General features: G+C 61.6%; 12 protein-coding genes. 3 read left to right on the top strand and 9 right to left on the bottom strand.

What is annotated here, in order from left to right:
* Nucleotides 1-33: 33 nt before the first annotated feature.
* The 4 genes from rpoD to ABH944_RS22965 form a co-directional block, all read right to left on the bottom strand.
* The gene (rpoD, locus tag ABH944_RS22950; protein ID WP_404609052.1) at nt 34-2,655 is read right to left on the bottom strand and encodes an RNA polymerase sigma factor RpoD; all 2,622 of its coding nucleotides are present in this window, start codon (nt 2,653-2,655) and stop codon (nt 34-36) included.
* A gap of 81 nt (nt 2,656-2,736) precedes the next feature.
* Nucleotides 2,737-4,617, bottom strand: coding sequence for a DNA primase (gene dnaG, locus ABH944_RS22955; protein WP_404609054.1), 1,881 nt, complete (start codon nt 4,615-4,617; stop codon nt 2,737-2,739).
* A 68-nt stretch (nt 4,618-4,685) separates the two neighbouring features.
* The gene (locus ABH944_RS22960; RefSeq protein WP_404609055.1) at nt 4,686-5,132 is read right to left on the bottom strand and encodes a GatB/YqeY domain-containing protein; all 447 of its coding nucleotides are present in this window, start codon (nt 5,130-5,132) and stop codon (nt 4,686-4,688) included.
* Between the two features lie 363 nt (nt 5,133-5,495).
* On the bottom strand, nt 5,496-6,707 hold the full coding sequence (locus ABH944_RS22965) for a BaiN/RdsA family NAD(P)/FAD-dependent oxidoreductase (protein WP_404609057.1): 1,212 nt from the start codon (nt 6,705-6,707) through the stop codon (nt 5,496-5,498).
* A 112-nt stretch (nt 6,708-6,819) separates the two neighbouring features.
* Between ABH944_RS22965 and tsaD the strand changes: the two genes are divergently transcribed.
* Nucleotides 6,820-7,848: a tRNA (adenosine(37)-N6)-threonylcarbamoyltransferase complex transferase subunit TsaD gene (tsaD, locus tag ABH944_RS22970; RefSeq protein ID WP_404609109.1), complete on the top strand. Its 1,029-nt coding sequence runs from the start codon at nt 6,820-6,822 to the stop codon at nt 7,846-7,848.
* 50 nt (nt 7,849-7,898) lie between these two features.
* Here the strand turns inward: tsaD and folE2 are convergent, their stop codons facing one another.
* The 4 genes from folE2 to ABH944_RS22990 all read right to left on the bottom strand — a co-directional run bounded on the left by folE2 (nt 7,899) and on the right by ABH944_RS22990 (nt 12,046).
* Nucleotides 7,899-8,717, bottom strand: coding sequence for a GTP cyclohydrolase FolE2 (gene folE2 / locus ABH944_RS22975; protein WP_404609058.1), 819 nt, complete (start codon nt 8,715-8,717; stop codon nt 7,899-7,901).
* A gap of 105 nt (nt 8,718-8,822) precedes the next feature.
* Nucleotides 8,823-10,736: a 1-deoxy-D-xylulose-5-phosphate synthase gene (gene dxs, locus ABH944_RS22980; RefSeq protein ID WP_404609059.1), complete on the bottom strand. Its 1,914-nt coding sequence runs from the start codon at nt 10,734-10,736 to the stop codon at nt 8,823-8,825.
* Between the two features lie 117 nt (nt 10,737-10,853).
* The gene (locus ABH944_RS22985; protein WP_404609061.1) at nt 10,854-11,738 is read right to left on the bottom strand and encodes a polyprenyl synthetase family protein; all 885 of its coding nucleotides are present in this window, start codon (nt 11,736-11,738) and stop codon (nt 10,854-10,856) included.
* Nucleotides 11,735-12,046, bottom strand: coding sequence for an exodeoxyribonuclease VII small subunit (locus ABH944_RS22990; protein ID WP_404609062.1), 312 nt, complete (start codon nt 12,044-12,046; stop codon nt 11,735-11,737). The genes ABH944_RS22985 and ABH944_RS22990 overlap by 4 nt, the downstream gene beginning before the upstream one ends.
* Before the next feature lie 297 nt (nt 12,047-12,343).
* Between ABH944_RS22990 and ABH944_RS22995 the strand changes: the two genes are divergently transcribed.
* Together ABH944_RS22995 and ABH944_RS23000 are read left to right on the top strand one after the other, a co-directional pair.
* Nucleotides 12,344-13,450, top strand: coding sequence for an aromatic ring-hydroxylating oxygenase subunit alpha (locus tag ABH944_RS22995; protein WP_404609064.1), 1,107 nt, complete (start codon nt 12,344-12,346; stop codon nt 13,448-13,450).
* 122 nt (nt 13,451-13,572) lie between these two features.
* Entirely contained in the window at nt 13,573-14,442 is an 870-nt protein-coding gene (locus tag ABH944_RS23000; RefSeq protein ID WP_404609066.1) for a sulfurtransferase, read from the top strand.
* A gap of 141 nt (nt 14,443-14,583) precedes the next feature.
* Here the strand turns inward: ABH944_RS23000 and ABH944_RS23005 are convergent, their stop codons facing one another.
* Nucleotides 14,584-15,459, bottom strand: a complete 876-nt coding sequence (locus tag ABH944_RS23005) for a dienelactone hydrolase family protein (protein WP_097269156.1) — start codon at nt 15,457-15,459, stop codon at nt 14,584-14,586.
* Nucleotides 15,460-15,588: the final 129 nt, after the last annotated feature.

The raw sequence follows: 15,588 nt of genomic DNA on the forward strand, positions 1-15,588 counted from the left end.
GCGCTTGAATCTCACAATCTCACCAACCCAACATCAATTCCCTTCCAGGAACGACTTGAGCTTGTCCGAACGGCTCGGGTGACGGAGCTTGCGCAGCGCCTTCGCCTCGATCTGGCGAATCCGCTCACGCGTCACGTCGAACTGCTTGCCCACTTCCTCGAGCGTGTGGTCCGTGCTCATCTCAATACCGAAGCGCATCCGCAACACCTTCGCCTCGCGCGGCGTCAGCGAATCGAGCACGTCCTTCACCACGTCGCGCATGCTGGCGTGCAGCGCGGCGTCAGCCGGCGCCACCGTGTTCGTATCTTCGATAAAGTCGCCCAGATGCGAGTCGTCGTCGTCACCGATCGGCGTCTCCATGGAGATCGGCTCCTTCGCGATCTTCATGATCTTGCGGATCTTGTCTTCCGGCATTTCCATCTTTTCGGCGAGCGTTGCCGGATCCGGCTCAAGACCGGTTTCCTGCAGGATCTGCCGCGAAATACGGTTCATCTTGTTGATCGTTTCGATCATGTGAACCGGAATCCGGATGGTGCGAGCCTGATCGGCAATCGACCGCGTAATGGCCTGGCGAATCCACCACGTGGCGTACGTAGAGAACTTGTAACCACGGCGATATTCGAACTTGTCCACCGCCTTCATCAAACCGATGTTGCCTTCCTGGATCAGATCCAGGAATTGCAGGCCGCGGTTCGTGTACTTCTTGGCAATCGAAATCACGAGACGCAAGTTCGCTTCCGTCATCTCACGCTTCGCCTGACGCGCCTTCAGCTCGCCGGCCGCCATCTGACGGTTGGTTTCCTTCAGGTCCTTCAGCGGCAACACAACACGCGCTTGCAGATCAAGCAGACGTTGCTGCTGTTCGCGAATCGCCGGCACGTTACGCGCCAGGATCACGCTATAGCCGTGGTTCTCGGCAACGACCTTCTCCGACCACTCGAGATCCGTTTCGCTACCCGGGAAACGGGCGATGAATTCGGCGCGCGGCATGCCGCATTTGTCGACGACGGTATGCAGGATCTGACGTTCCACCTGACGCACTTCGTCCACTTGCGCGCGCAGCGTGTCGCACAGGCGCTCGACAGTCCGCGCGGTGAAGCGGATGGTCATCAGCTCGCTCTGAATGGCTTCCTGCGCCTTCAGATAAGCCTTCGACTTATAACCTTCCTTCTCGTACGCGCGGCGCATCTTGTCGAACCACTCACTGATCAGCGAGAACTTCTCAAGCGACGCACGCTTGAGCGCCTCTAGTTGCGCGGCGTTGGCGTTGGCCTGAGCGGTGGTTTCGTCGACTTCTTCCTCGTCCTCGTTCGGCTCTTCCTCTTCTTCCTCTTCGCTTTCTATAGCCTCCGCTTCCTGCTCGGAGAAACCGTCGGCGTCGGCGGCGTTCGGGTCGATCAGGCCGTCCACCAGCTCGTCCACGCGCGTTTCTTCGTTCTGCACGCGCTCAGCCATGGCCAGAATGTCGGCGATGGTCGTCGGACAGGCAGAAATGGCCATGACCATGTGCTTGAGGCCGTCTTCAATCCGCTTCGCGATCTCGATTTCGCCTTCGCGCGTCAGCAGTTCGACGGTACCCATTTCGCGCATGTACATGCGGACCGGGTCAGTCGTGCGGCCGAATTCAGAGTCGACAGTGGAAAGCGCGACTTCAGCTTCCTCTTCAACTTCGTCGTCCGATGAAGCCGCCGGCGCGTTGTCGTTGAGCAGCAGCGTTTCAGCGTCGGGCGCTTGCTCGTAGACTGCCACGCCCATGTCGTTGAACGTGCTGATGATCCCTTCAATAGCTTCCGTTTCCGTGAAGTTATCGGGCAGGTGATCGTTGATTTCCGCGTAGGTCAGGAAGCCGCGTTCCTTGCCGAGCTTGATCAACGCGCGCAGCTTCGCACGCCGCTCCTCGAGCTCTTCAACCGTACCGGGCGCGCTCGAAGCGAACGCGTCCTTCAACAGCGCTTTTTCCTTCGCACGCCGGTCGCGCGCCTTGACCTTTTCGACCTTGGCCGCAGGCGCGGCTACAGCATCCGCAGCGGAGGCCGCGGCCGGGTCGGCCTGCACGTTTTGCGCGTTTTGCGTTGCGTCGTCATCGACGGGTACTTCGTTCAGCTTTTTCGTCATGGAGTTCGCCGTACCGGCTTTAGTCTCGACTCGCGGCTGCTGGACGACAGCCGATGGAACCGTGGATACAGAATATGCGCGCACTGCCTTGTCCTGCGTACCCTTGGCAATGCGCCGCCCCGAGTCCTGCGCCGGCCCCCGCTTCACGACGCGTACGCGAGCCAGCTTCGACCCCTGCTTCGTGTTGCGTTTCCGGCCCGCATTAGCAGCCGCTTCCGTTGCACTCGCTTGCTTGCCGGCCGAATTTCCGGCCTTACCACTCCTGCCAGTCTCTCCCGCCATCAGGCCGACCTGATCCTTCGACTGACCCAGCGTCTTCTTGCCCACCGGCCTCACGACTTTCGCCGTCCTGGCCGGACCCGCACTCACTGCCGACGCAACCGAGTTTTTTTTCTTCGTACCCAATGGAGGAGAGGGAACAGCAATCGCCCTGGTCTTCGACACTCCGGGGGAAGGAACTGACCGGCTGTGGGCCACTGCCCGTTTCGACTCGCTCGAGCCGCGTACCGTCGTTTTCTTCCCGCTAGCAGTCTTAACCATGCGTGCCTCACCTCTTTCGCAAATGAGCACAAAAGTCAAAAAAACAACTTGCTGAAAACCTTTAATTGTAGCATGTACGTCTTAAATGTCCCGACTCACCCCGCGCAAGGCCTTAATTTGAGCAGCTTTAGCCGATAAATCCGAAAATTCGGCAATTTCTTCCGCAGTCAGGCTCGATTGCTGCGCCAGTTGATCCAGCCGATTCCTATAGCTGTCGTGACGCAGTTTGACAACCGTTGCATGCAACTCTTCCGCGAGCAGCTTTTTCTGCTCCTGCACGCGTTCGTTGGCGCTTTCGTCTGCCGGATCGCGCATCAACAGATCCCGTACATTTTCATCATAGGCGAGAATTTCCTGGAAGATATCCTCGTAAGTCGGAGCATTTGCGGCGTTGCGCAACAGATCCGACAACATCTGGAACTCCGCCGTTTCCCCCAATTCCCGTGCGTGCCCGATCACCTCGCTGAACAACTCGCCGTGCTCGGTCATGGTGACCAGCGTCTGCTCGCTGTCGTGATCGAGCGTGGCGTATATAGCCGGGTACATCACCAGGTTGCGCAGCGCACGCTGCTCATGACCCTTTACGCGACGACGCTCGCTCTTGGGCAACGCGGCCCGGGCGACGGCTGCCGCTCGCGAATCGATATCACACAATGCCGCGATTTCACCGAACGGTGTATTCAGCCGATCGGCCAGCATGTGCAGGATCTGCACGCGCAACGCGTTGGCCGGCAATGCCTGAAGCAGCGGCTTCGCGTCGAAGAGCGCCTTGGCGCGGCCTTCCGGCTGGTCGAGTTCCTTGTCGTTCAGGACTTCGTTCAGCAGGAACTGCGATAGCGGCATCGCGCGATCGACCTGCTCGCCGAAACCGTCCGTGCCGAATTCACGCACATAGCTGTCCGGGTCGTGTTCCTTCGGCAGGAACAGGAAGCGGATCGTGCGATTGTCGGCGGCGTGCGGCAAACAGGCGTCCAGTGCACGGCGCGCAGCACGGCGGCCGGCCGAATCGCCATCGAAACTGAACACCACCGTATCCGTCTGACGAAACAACTTCTGAACGTGGATAGCCGTGCAAGCCGTGCCGAGCGTGGCAACCGCGTTCGCAAAACCCAATTGCGCCAGCGCCACAACGTCCATGTACCCTTCGACGACCAGCGCGTACCCAAGTTCGCGAATGGCCAGCCGTGCTTCAAAAAGGCCGTATAACTCGCCGCCTTTGCTGAATAGCGGGGTTTCCGGAGAATTCAGGTACTTCGGCTCACCGCCGTCGAGCACGCGCCCGCCAAAACCGATGACGTTACCCTTCACATTGCGGATGGGAAACATGACACGTTCGCGGAAGCGGTCATACCGGCGAGATTGGCCCTGGTTGTCGCTTTTCTCGCTGACAATCACCAGACCCGCTTCCACCAGATTGTCGTTCTTGTAATCGGGGAACACCGCTTCCAGGCTCTGCCAGCCGTCGGGGGCATAGCCGAGCCCGAAGCGCAACGCGATTTCTCCCGTGAGCCCGCGCTTTTTCAGATAGTCGATAGCGTTGGGCGCCCCGCGCAACTGCTTGCGATAAAACTCGCAGGCGGTCTGCATCACTTCGGTCAGCGCGACGCTGACGGCCTTGCTTGGCGCGGGCGCATAACCCTCGCCGCCCGATCCGCCGCCGCGCATCGACTGTTCCTGCGGCACGGTCAGGCCGCACGACTGGGCGAGATCCTTGACCGCTTCGGGAAACGTCAGCCCGGTGTGCTCCATGAGAAAGCTGATTGCCGTGCCGTGCGCGCCGCAGCCGAAGCAGTGATAAAACTGCTTCGTCGGACTGACGGTGAACGACGGGCTCTTCTCGTTATGGAACGGGCACAGGCCCATGAAGTTCGCGCCGCCCTTCTTCAACTGGACGAACTTGCCCACCACGTCGACGATATCGACGCGGTTCAGCAAGTCCTGAAGAAACGAATGCGGAATCACTTAGTGAGTTTTCTTGGTCAGACTTTCTTAAGCACTTAAGCGGCCTTATGCAAGCTGGTTTCGTAAGCTTATTTGGCAAGCGCCGCTTTGACCAGGCCCGACACCGCCGTCATGTCTGCACGGCCCGCCAGTTTCGGTTTCAGCACGCCCATGACCTTGCCCATGTCCTGCGGTCCGGCAGCACCGGTTGCGGCCACGGCCGCCTGAATCTCGGCGTTGATGGCGTCATCGGACAGTTGCTCGGGCATGTAGGCCGCCAGAACACCGAGTTCGGCTTGCTCCTTCGCCACCAGGTCGTCGCGTCCGGCCGTCTGGAACTGGCTGATCGAGTCCTTCCTCTGCTTGATCATTTTGTCGATGACCGCCGTGATGGCTGCGTCGTCCAGCGTCACACGCTCGTCGACCTCGCGTTGCTTGATTGCCGCGAGCAGCAGCCGGATGGTGCCGAGACGCTCGGTTTCGCGGGCGCGCATCGCGGTTTTCATGTCGTCGGTGATCTGGTCTTTGAGGCTCATTGCTTGGGAACTCTGCTGGTGCTGTGTTGAGAGAATGCGGACGTCAGCCGTTCATGGCGCTAAAGCAAAAACCCGCTTGGGACGTTTCCTCAAGCGGGATCATGAACAGGGTAATTCGGGTACCTTTGAAGCCAGCCGGCACGAAAGACAGTGTCGAGACAGTGCCGAGTGGTCGCTCGCGGCAGGGATCGCCTTCTTTCCTCATGGATCACCACCCGGTTTTCACTCATTTTGCGCTCGTGCCGATTGCCGCTACGAACAAGGCAGTATAGCAGGTCGAAACCAGGATTTCCCAAGGGAAGCAGCGTTCCGCCGGCACCGGCCCTTACAGGCGGAAGCCATGCTGGTCATGCCTTTGCGGCTCTACGCCCGGACCAGTTCGGCCGCCGCTTTGCCCGCCGCCACGCCCGACGCCCACGCCCACTGGAAGTTGTAGCCGCCGAGCCAGCCGGTGACATCGACGGCTTCGCCGATGAAATATAAACCCGCGACGCGCGAGCTCATCATGGTCGTGGATGAAAGCTCGCGAGTGTCCACGCCGCCGCGTGTGACCTCGGCCTTCCGGTACCCCTCCGTGCCGTTTGGCGTAAGCGTCCAGCGCGACAATGATTCGCCAATCTGGCGCAGTGTCTTGTCGGGGAGATCGGCGAGGCGGGCGTCGGTGGGCACGCGCTGTACGTCGAGCCAGGTTTGGGCGAGCCGTGCCGGCACGCGCTCGGCGAGAAACGTACCGACTTGCTTGCGCGACTCCCGTTTGGCCGCGATCAGTTCACCGGTGGCATCGGACCCAGGCAACAAGTCGATGCAGATGGGCTCCGACGGGTTCCAATAGCTCGATATCTGCAAGACGCCCGGGCCGGATAATCCACGGTGCGTGAGCAGCAGATCCTCACTGAATTCCCCACGGCCGCGGCCCGCGCCCGCGCTGAGCTCCACAGGCACGGACAAGCCGGACAACGCCGCGAACGGCTCCCAGTCCGCAGGCGCGAAGGTCAGCGGCACCAGGGCCGGGCGGGTATCGACAAGCTTGTGGCCAAACTGCTTCGCCAGCCGGTATGCAAAATCCGTTGCGCCAATTTTCGGGATCGACAGGCCACCGGTTGCTATCACCAGCGCGGAGCTTGAGAGTGTGCCCGCATTGCTGTCGAGGAAAAACCGGGCGCCGTCGTGGCGGATGGTATCTACGGTGACCGGGCGCCGCCACGTTACGCCGCCCACGTCGCATTCGCTTTTCAGGAGCTGGATGATTGATTCGCTGGAGTCGTCGCAGAAGAGCTGGCCTTTGTGTTTCTCATGCCAATCCACGCGATGACGCTTGAGCAGCGCAAGGAAATCCTGCGGTGTATAGCGGGCGAGCGCGGAGCGGCAAAAATGCGGATTCGCCGAGATGAAGTTGGCCGGTCCGGCGTTGATGTTCGTGAAGTTGCAGCGACCGCCGCCGGAGATGCGGATTTTTTCCGCGAGCCGTTCCGCATGGTCGATCAGCACCACGCGACGGCCGTTTTGCGCGGCTACCGCGGCGCACATCATGCCCGCCGCGCCCGCGCCGATGACTGCGATATCGTAGGTTTCCATGGCGCGCATTGTAACGGGTGGTGTACCCGGGTTCGAGGAGGGGCTGGAATGCATCGAGAGCCCGAACCCGCCCGCTGCTATACTTGTCTGTTACCCCAGACACCTGCGCCCCATGCTTGTTCTAGGCATCGAAAGTTCCTGCGATGAAACCGGCCTTGCGCTCTACGACACCGAGCGCGGCCTGCTTTCGCACGCGCTGCATTCGCAGATCGCCATGCATCGGGAATATGGCGGTGTAGTGCCGGAACTGGCCTCCCGCGATCACATCCGCCGGGCATTGCCTCTTCTCGAGCAAGTCATGGCGGAAGCCGGGACGGTGCCAACGGATATCGACGCGATCGCATTCACGCAAGGCCCCGGCCTCGCCGGCGCGCTGCTGGTGGGCGCAAGCATCGCCAATTCGCTCGCCATGGCGTGGGACCTGCCCACCGTCGGGATTCATCACCTGGAAGGGCATCTGCTGTCGCCGCTGCTGGTGAGCGAGCCGCCGCCATTTCCGTTCGTCGCGTTATTGGTGTCGGGCGGCCATACGCAGTTGATGCGCGTGACCGACGTTGGCGAATACGAAACGCTCGGCGAGACGCTTGATGACGCCGCCGGCGAAGCCTTCGATAAAACCGCAAAACTGCTGGGCCTGGGTTATCCAGGCGGCCCGGAAGTCTCGCGGCTCGCCGAATTCGGTACATCCGGCGCCGTCAAACTGCCACGCCCAATGCTGCATTCCGGCGATCTGGATTTCAGCTTCAGCGGGTTGAAAACCGCTGTACTCACCCACAGCCGCAAGCTTGGCGCGAACGTCTGCGAGCAATCGAAAGCGGATCTGGCGCGGGGTTTCGTCGATGCGGCTGTCGACGTGCTGACCACCAAGTCGATCGCGGCGTTGAAGCAGACGGGTTTGAAGCGGCTGGTCGTGGCGGGTGGCGTGGGAGCGAACCGGCAATTGCGCGAGGCGTTGTCCGCCGCCGCGAAAAAGCGCCGCTTCGAAGTGCACTACCCGGATTTGTCGCTATGTACCGATAACGGCGCCATGATCGCGCTCGCCGGAGCGTTGCGCCTCGCGCGCTGGCCCGATCAGGCCGTGCGCGATTATGCGTTCACGGTGAAGCCGCGCTGGGACCTGACATCGCTGACGGCGGCTTAAGTGGCTTAAGTTGCCACACGAACGTGATGCGCCATCACAGCCTCAGCACTTCAAGCAGCCGCGGCTGATACCCGCTTGTCATGCTCGATCACGGCATAAGCGCTGTGATTGTGGATCGACTCGAAGTTCTCGGCTTCAAGCACATACGCCACAATTCGTTCGTCCGCATTCAGTCGCGTGGCGACATCGCGGACCAGGTCTTCAACGAATTTCGGGTTCTCGTAAGCGCGCTCGGTCACGAACTTCTCGTCGGGACGCTTCAGCAAACCCCACAACTCGCACGACGCCTCTTCCTCCGCAATCCCGATCAAGTCCTCGATCGCAAGATCACCCTCGAATTCCGCCGCGATAGTCACATGCGAGCGCTGGTTATGCGCGCCGTACTGCGAAATCTGCTTCGAGCATGGGCACAGGCTGGTCACCGGCACGAGCACTTTCAGCGAGATTCGCGTCTCGCCACCCCGCATCTCGCCGGTCAGCGTGACCTCGTAATCCATCAGGCTTTGCACGCCCGACACGGGCGCCGTCTTCATGACGAAGTACGCAAACGACACCTCAATACGCCCTGAATGCGCCTCGAGCTTCGCCAGCATCGCCGTGAGCATGGTCCGGAATGCAGCCTCGTCGAGCGGCGCGCGATGTTCGTCGAGCAACGCGACGAAGCGCGACATGTGCGTGCCTTTTTGATCGGCGGGAAGATGAACGTCGAGATTCCAGACGCCAACGCCCGGCTGCAATTCGCCGCTCGACGTCCGGATGGTCAGCGGATATCGAACTGCCTTTACGCCCACGCGCTGGATTGGAATCTGCCGGACGTCGAGCGAACTCTGGACATCGGGCATCGCAAAGGCGGGATTCATCTGATTCATTCTTTTTCCTTGTCCGTGGCGTGAATCTCGTCGCGCGAACCTTGACGCGCACGGATGAAACCGGACGGGCGTCCCTGACGCCCGCCTTCACCACGCGTTTGCCGGTCAGGCGACGCGTTTGGTCAGCTTGCCTGCATCGGCTTCGACGTTGTTGAGAAAGCGCTCGCGAATGGACTTGGCGATACCTGCGCCGTCCAGCCCGCACGATGCCAGCAGCTTGACCGGATCGCCGTGATCGATGAATACATCGGGCAGGCCCAGTTGCAGCACGGGCTTGATGACCGCGCTCGCCAACAGGCTCTCCACGCATGCGGAGCCCGCGCCGCCCATGATCGCGCCTTCTTCCACGGTCACGAGCACGTCGTGGGTGGCGGCGAGTTCACGCAGCAATTCGGCATCGACCGGCTTCACGAAGCGCATGTTCGCGACGGTCGCGTCCAGTTCCTCCGCCGCCGCCAACGAGGGAGCGACCATGGTGCCGAATGCAAGGATCGCGATGCGCTTGCCGGAACCCACTTTCTGCGTGGACTCGCGGCGGATTTCGCCCTTGCCAAGCGGAATGGCGGTCATCTTCTTGACGGTCTTCACGCCCGTGCCCGCGCCACGCGGGTAACGGACAGCGGAAGGACCGGGCTGCTGCAAGGCCGTGTACAGCATCTGACGGCATTCGTCTTCGTCTGAAGCCGCCATCACGGTCATGTTCGGGACGCAGCGCATGAACGCGAGGTCGTAGTTGCCGGCGTGCGTCGCACCGTCCGCGCCCACCAGACCGGCGCGATCGATAGCGAACACCACCGGCAGGTTCTGCAACGCGACGTCATGAATCAACTGGTCGTAGGCGCGCTGCAAGAACGTGGAATAGATCGCAACCACCGGGCGCATGCCGTCGGCAGCGAGACCGCCCGCGAACGTCACAGCGTGCTGTTCGGCAATACCCACATCGAAATAACGATCCGGGAAACGCTTTTCGAACTCCACCATGCCCGAGCCTTCGCGCATGGCCGGTGTGATGCCCACCACCCGTGAGTCCTGCTCAGCGGCGTCGCATAGCCATTCGCCGAATACCTGCGTATAGGTTTTCTTCGATGGCGCCGTCGACGGCTTGATGCCTTCCGCCGGATTGAACTTGCCGGGACCGTGATAGAGGACCGGATCGGCTTCGGCGAGCTTGTAGCCCTGCCCCTTCTTCGTCACGACGTGCAGGAACTGCGGACCGCGCAATTCCTTGATGTTTTGCAGCGTCGGAATCAGCGATTCCAGATCATGCCCATCGATCGGACCAATATAGTTGAAGCCGAATTCCTCGAACAACGTGGCCGGCACGATCATGCCCTTCGCGTGTTCCTCGAGCTTGCGAGCGAGGTCCAGCATGGGCGGTGCGACACGCAGCACGCGTTCCACGCCGGCACGCGCCGCCGCATAGAAACGCCCCGACATCAGGCGCGCCAGATGGCGATTCAGCGCACCGACCGGCGGGGAGATCGACATGTCGTTGTCGTTCAGGATCACGAGCAGCGGCACGTCGTCGGCCACGCCCGCATTGTTCATGGCCTCGAACGCCATGCCGGCGGTCATTGCGCCATCGCCAATCACGGCGATCGAATAGCGGTTGTCGCCCTGCAGCTTGCTGGCGATCGCCATGCCGAGCGCCGCCGAAATGGACGTGCTGGAATGCGCGGTGCCGAAAGTGTCGTATTTCGATTCGCTGCGGCGAGGGAAGCCGGAAATGCCGCCGGCCTGGCGCAGCGTCTTCATCTGGTCGCGACGTCCGGTCAGGATCTTGTGCGGATAGGTCTGGTGACCGACGTCCCAGACAATGCGGTCGTGCGGGGTATCGAAGACGTAATGGAGCGCGATCGTCAGTTCGACCGTTCCGAGATTCGACGACAAATGCCCGCCCGTCTGCGACACGCTGTCGAGCACGTAGGCACGCAGCTCTTCGGCCAGCGGTTTTAGTTCGTGGCGGTCCAGGGCGCGCAAGGCGGCCGGATCGTCGATGGTTTTCAGCAAGTCGTACATCGTCGTCCCATTTAGGAAAACTGGCGGAAGCCGTTCGGTTGTTGCCCGGCGCTGCTTGAAGCAGCATGCGTGACGCGCATAGGGCTCGCCCGCCGGTCCCGCGTTTTATCGTATGTTTCAGTGCACCCGGTTCACAACCAGGTCAGCCAATTCCCCGAGCCGACCGGCACGCGGGCCGAAAGGCGCGAGCGCAGCGTGCGCGTCGCGGCCCAGTTGTGCCGCCAGTTCGCGCGATGCATCGAGTCCGATGATCGACACGTAGGTCGGCTTGTCATCCTTCGCGTCCTTGCCCGCCGTTTTGCCCAGCGTGGCCGAGTCAGCCGTGACGTCGAGGATGTCGTCCACCACCTGGAACGCAAGCCCCACCGCGGCTGCATAGGCGTCCAGCGCGCTCATGGCGGCTGCATCCGGCGCTTCGCCACAGAGTGCGCCCATTCGCACGGCCGCGCGCAGCAATGCGCCGGTTTTCTTGCGATGCATGGTTTCCAGTTCCGGGCGCGTCAGCTTGCGGCCCACGCTTTCCAGATCGATTGCCTGACCGCCGGCCATGCCGACCGAACCGCTTGCAAGCGCCAGTTCGCGCGTAAGCGACGCCTGCTGAGCCGCGCTCAAGCCGTTGTCCGCCGTCAGCGCAACGAAAGCTTGCGATTGCAAAGCGTCTCCGACTAATAATGCCGTTGCTTCGTCATATTGCACGTGTACCGTTGGTTTTCCGCGACGCAAATCGTCATTGTCCATGGCCGGCATGTCGTCATGCACCAGCGAATACACATGAATCATCTCGAGCGCCGCGCTGGCCGCTTCCAGTTGCTGCGAACCGGCGCCTGTCAGCTCACCGGCTGCGTGGCACAACAGCGGGCGAACCCGCTTGCCGCCCCCGAGCACCGCGTAGCGCATGGCTTCATGCAGTTTGGCGGGCGCGACGTCCGTTCCCGGTAAATAATGCTCCAGAGCCGTTTCCACGCGGTCGAGACTCGCTCGCATCCATTGATCAAAATTCATAGGTCGTCCCCGTTATCTGCCGTTGTGCCGGCGCCCTGACTGGCGCGCTGGACCTCGGCGGGCAGCGGTTTTAGTGTGTCGCCGTCGAGCACGCGAACCTGCTGCTCGACCTTCTCTAGTTGTTGCTGGCAAAAGCCGACGAGCGCCGCGCCGCGCCGATAAGCCGCCAGCGATTCCTCGAGGCTCAGCGCGCCACCCTCCATGCGCGCCACGAGCCCCTCCAGTTCGGCCAGCGCCGTTTCGTAATTCTCCGGGAGCGGCGCGTTCTCCGCGCTAGCCGAGCCTTCCTGCGTTGCGGTCTTCGCCATGAATCGTGGGTGTGATGTCGGATTTTGGGAAACAAGTCGGACATTCTACGGCAAAAGCTGCTTTTCCGACCTCAGGCGTGCTCTCACCCATGCCTATGGCCTGTCTCAGGCTCTTGCCGCCTATCTCTGAAAAGCCGCAGGAAGAGCGTCGCCGCGCGGAACTCCTCACTAGGAATTGACCCAAATCAAGACCTTAAGTGCCCCGTTGAGGGGGTTTTCGGTATAATCGCGGGCTCCCTAAATCGAATTTTCGATGGTTGGGTTGTTCACTGCTTTCACGTCTTCACGGGAGTGGGAATGTCCAATCTGAGTAATGCATTGCAACTGAACGCAATTCACAGTCAGTTGCCAGTCACGGCTTACTTTGACGAAGCGCTTCTCAAGCGCGAAATCGACACGCTGTTCAAACGCGGTCCCCGCTATATCGGCCATGAACTCATGGTGCCCGATGCGGGAAGTTATTTTGCTTTGCCCGGCGAGGGCGAAGGGCGTCTGCTCGTCCGCAACAGGCAGGACCAGATCGAGCTGCTCTCCAATGTCTGCCGCCACCGCCAGGCCATCATGCTCAAAGGGCGCGGCGCGGCGGAGAACATCGTGTGTCCGCTGCACCGCTGGACCTACGACCTGGACGGCCAGTTGCTCGGCGCTCCGCATTTCGCCGACAACCCGTGCCTGAACCTCGGCAAATCCCCGTTGCAGAACTGGCAAGGGCTGCTGTTCGAGTCCAGTGGACGCGACGTTGCCGCCGATCTGGCCCGGCTGGGTCCGGCGAAACATTTCGACTTTTCGGGCTTCATGTTCGATCACGTCGAAGTGCACGAGTGCAATTACAACTGGAAGAGCTTCGTCGAGGTGTACCTCGAGGACTATCACGTCGCGCCGTTCCATCCGGGTCTGGGAAGTTTTGTTTCCTGCGACGACCTGACCTGGGAATTCGGCGACTGGTACAGCGTTCAGACGGTTGGCGTACACAAGAACCTGGAAAAGCCGGGTAGCCCGACGTACCGCAAGTGGCACGACGAAGTGCTGCGCTTCCGAGACGGCAAACCGCCCGAGTTCGGCGCGATCTGGATGGTGTATTACCCGGGCATCATGATCGAGTGGTATCCGCACGTGCTCGTGGTGTCGTGGCTGATCCCGCAGGGGCCGCAGAAGACCACGAATATCGTCGAGTTCTATTACCCGGAAGAAATCGCGCTGTTCGAGCGGGAATTCATCGAAGCGGAACGGGCGGCGTATATGGAAACGGCGCGCGAGGACGACGAGATTGCCGAGCGCATGGATGCCGGAAGGCGCGCGCTGATGAACCGCGGCGAGTCGCAGGTCGGGCCGTATCAGAGCCCGATGGAGTCCGGGATGCAGCACTTCCATGAATTCTTGCGGCGGCAGTTGGGCGAGATTTGAGGGAGCGAGTTTGAACAAGAAAGACGGACTTCGGTCCGTCTTTTTTGTTTAGACTTGAAACTTAACTACCGCAACGCGCCGTCCCTCGGCCCATAGGCCGCGCGTTCGCCCCGGGAGCTGTCATGCCGCACACGCACTACACCACGCTTATCTCCGCGACCAATCTCGCTGAACGCCTCGCCGCCGCGCCCGGCAGTGTGCTCATCGTCGACTGCCGCTTCGACTTGGCCGCGCCCGAAGCGGGGCAAGCCGCTTACGCAGCCGGACATATTCCAGGCGCGCATTATCTGCATCTCGATCGCGATTTATCGGGCGTCAAGACGGGCAAGAACGGCCGCCATCCGTTGCCGGAACGCGCGGCGCTGGTCGCAACGCTCAAGCGCCTGGGCCTGAAGGAAGGCCAGCAAGTCGTCACCTACGACGCCCAGGGCGGCATGTATGCAGCACGTCTGTGGTGGCTGTTGCGCTGGCTGGGACACGATTCCGTCGCACTGCTCGATGGCGGCCTCAACGCCTGGCAAGCGGCCGGACAGCCGCTCGATACAGCCACCCCGGCCGCATCCGAAGGCACGTTCAAGGCCGGCGCACCGCTGGCCGTCACGTTCGACGTCGACGCCGTCGTGCGCAACCTGACCACGCACGAACGTGTGCTGATTGACGCGCGCGCCGCAGACCGGTATCGCGGAGAAAACGAGACGCTCGATCCGGTCGGCGGCCACATTCCGGGCGCGCTGAACCGCTTTTTCAAGGACAACCTGAACGCCGATGGCCGCTTCAAGACCGCACACGAACTACGCGAGGCATTCAGCGGCCTGCTTGGCGCGACACAGCCGGACCGGGTGGTGCTGCAATGCGGCTCGGGTGTGACGGCCTGCCACAACGCACTCGCAATGGAGATCGCCGGCCTGCACGGCGCGGCGCTTTATGGGGGGTCGTGGAGCGAATGGTGTGCGGACGCATCGCGTCCGGTGGCGACAGGCGAGGCTGCCTGAGAGAATCTTGCTGCCCCGGGAAGGGAAGAACACAGAGCGATATGGATGGGCGGCTGCCTGAGCCGCCCGCACCAGGCGCCTTGCGCGAAGGCAACCGCCGCGCCGCGATCTGGCCAAGAGCAGCGTCGCCGCCCTTCCCCGTTACTTCACCCCATGCTCCCTGAACCACGCAAGCGCGCGTTTCCAGCCATCTTCCGCATCGGCTTTCCGGTAACTCGGCCGGTAATCCGCGAAAAACGCATGCGGCGCGTCGTCGTAAACCACGATTTGCGAGCCGCGCGCGACAGCCGGTCCCGTCGCTATCGCCTGCTTCATCTGCTCGAGCGAATCCTGCGGAATGCTTTGATCCAGCTTGCCGAACAGCCCGAGCACCGGCGCCTTCAAGTTTGACGCGAGATCGAGCGGATTTGCAGGATTGTTCGCCGTCTTGGGCCCCACCACGCGTCCATACCAGACCACCGCCGCTTTGAGCTGCGGATTACGCTCGGCGTAAAGCCACGTGATCCGGCCGCCCCAGCAGAACCCCGTGATCCCGAGCCGATGCAAATCGCCGCCATGTTCGCCCGCCCAAGCGACGGTCGAATCAATATCAGAGAGCACCTGGTCGTCCGGTACCTTGGAGACGAGCTGTTCGTTCAACTGTTGCATCGATGTGAATTTCGATGCGTCGCCTTCGCGTACATAGAGATCGGGCGCCACGGCCAGATAACCGAGTTTGGCGAAGCGCCGGCAGACATCGGCAATATGCTCGTGCACGCCGAAAATCTCGTGGATCACAATGATCACCGGCAAGTGCGTCTTGCCTTTGGGCTGCGCCCGATACGCGGGCACGAGCGTGCCGTCGGCGGCCTTGAATCCGACCGGACCGGCTTCCAGGCCTTCGCTATCGGTAATGATGGTTTGCGCGGAGACCGGCATCACGCAAGCGGCAAAACCGCTGCCGACCGCGGCCTTGATAAACGTGCGCCGGTTGAACGGGACATGGGGAACGAGGCTGTCGATTTCAGGCGTAAGCATGCGAAGCTCCAGCGGCATGGGCCGCGAATGACCACTGGCACACGGTGCTAGCGAACCAGGCGTCCGGTACGGATACGCCACGCTACCGGCCGCCAAGCCGAAAGCACGGCAACGACTACTCGATAACTG

The sequence above is a fragment of the Caballeronia udeis genome, from assembly GCF_044909315.1.
Taxonomy (GTDB): Bacteria; Pseudomonadota; Gammaproteobacteria; order Burkholderiales; family Burkholderiaceae; genus Caballeronia; species Caballeronia udeis_A.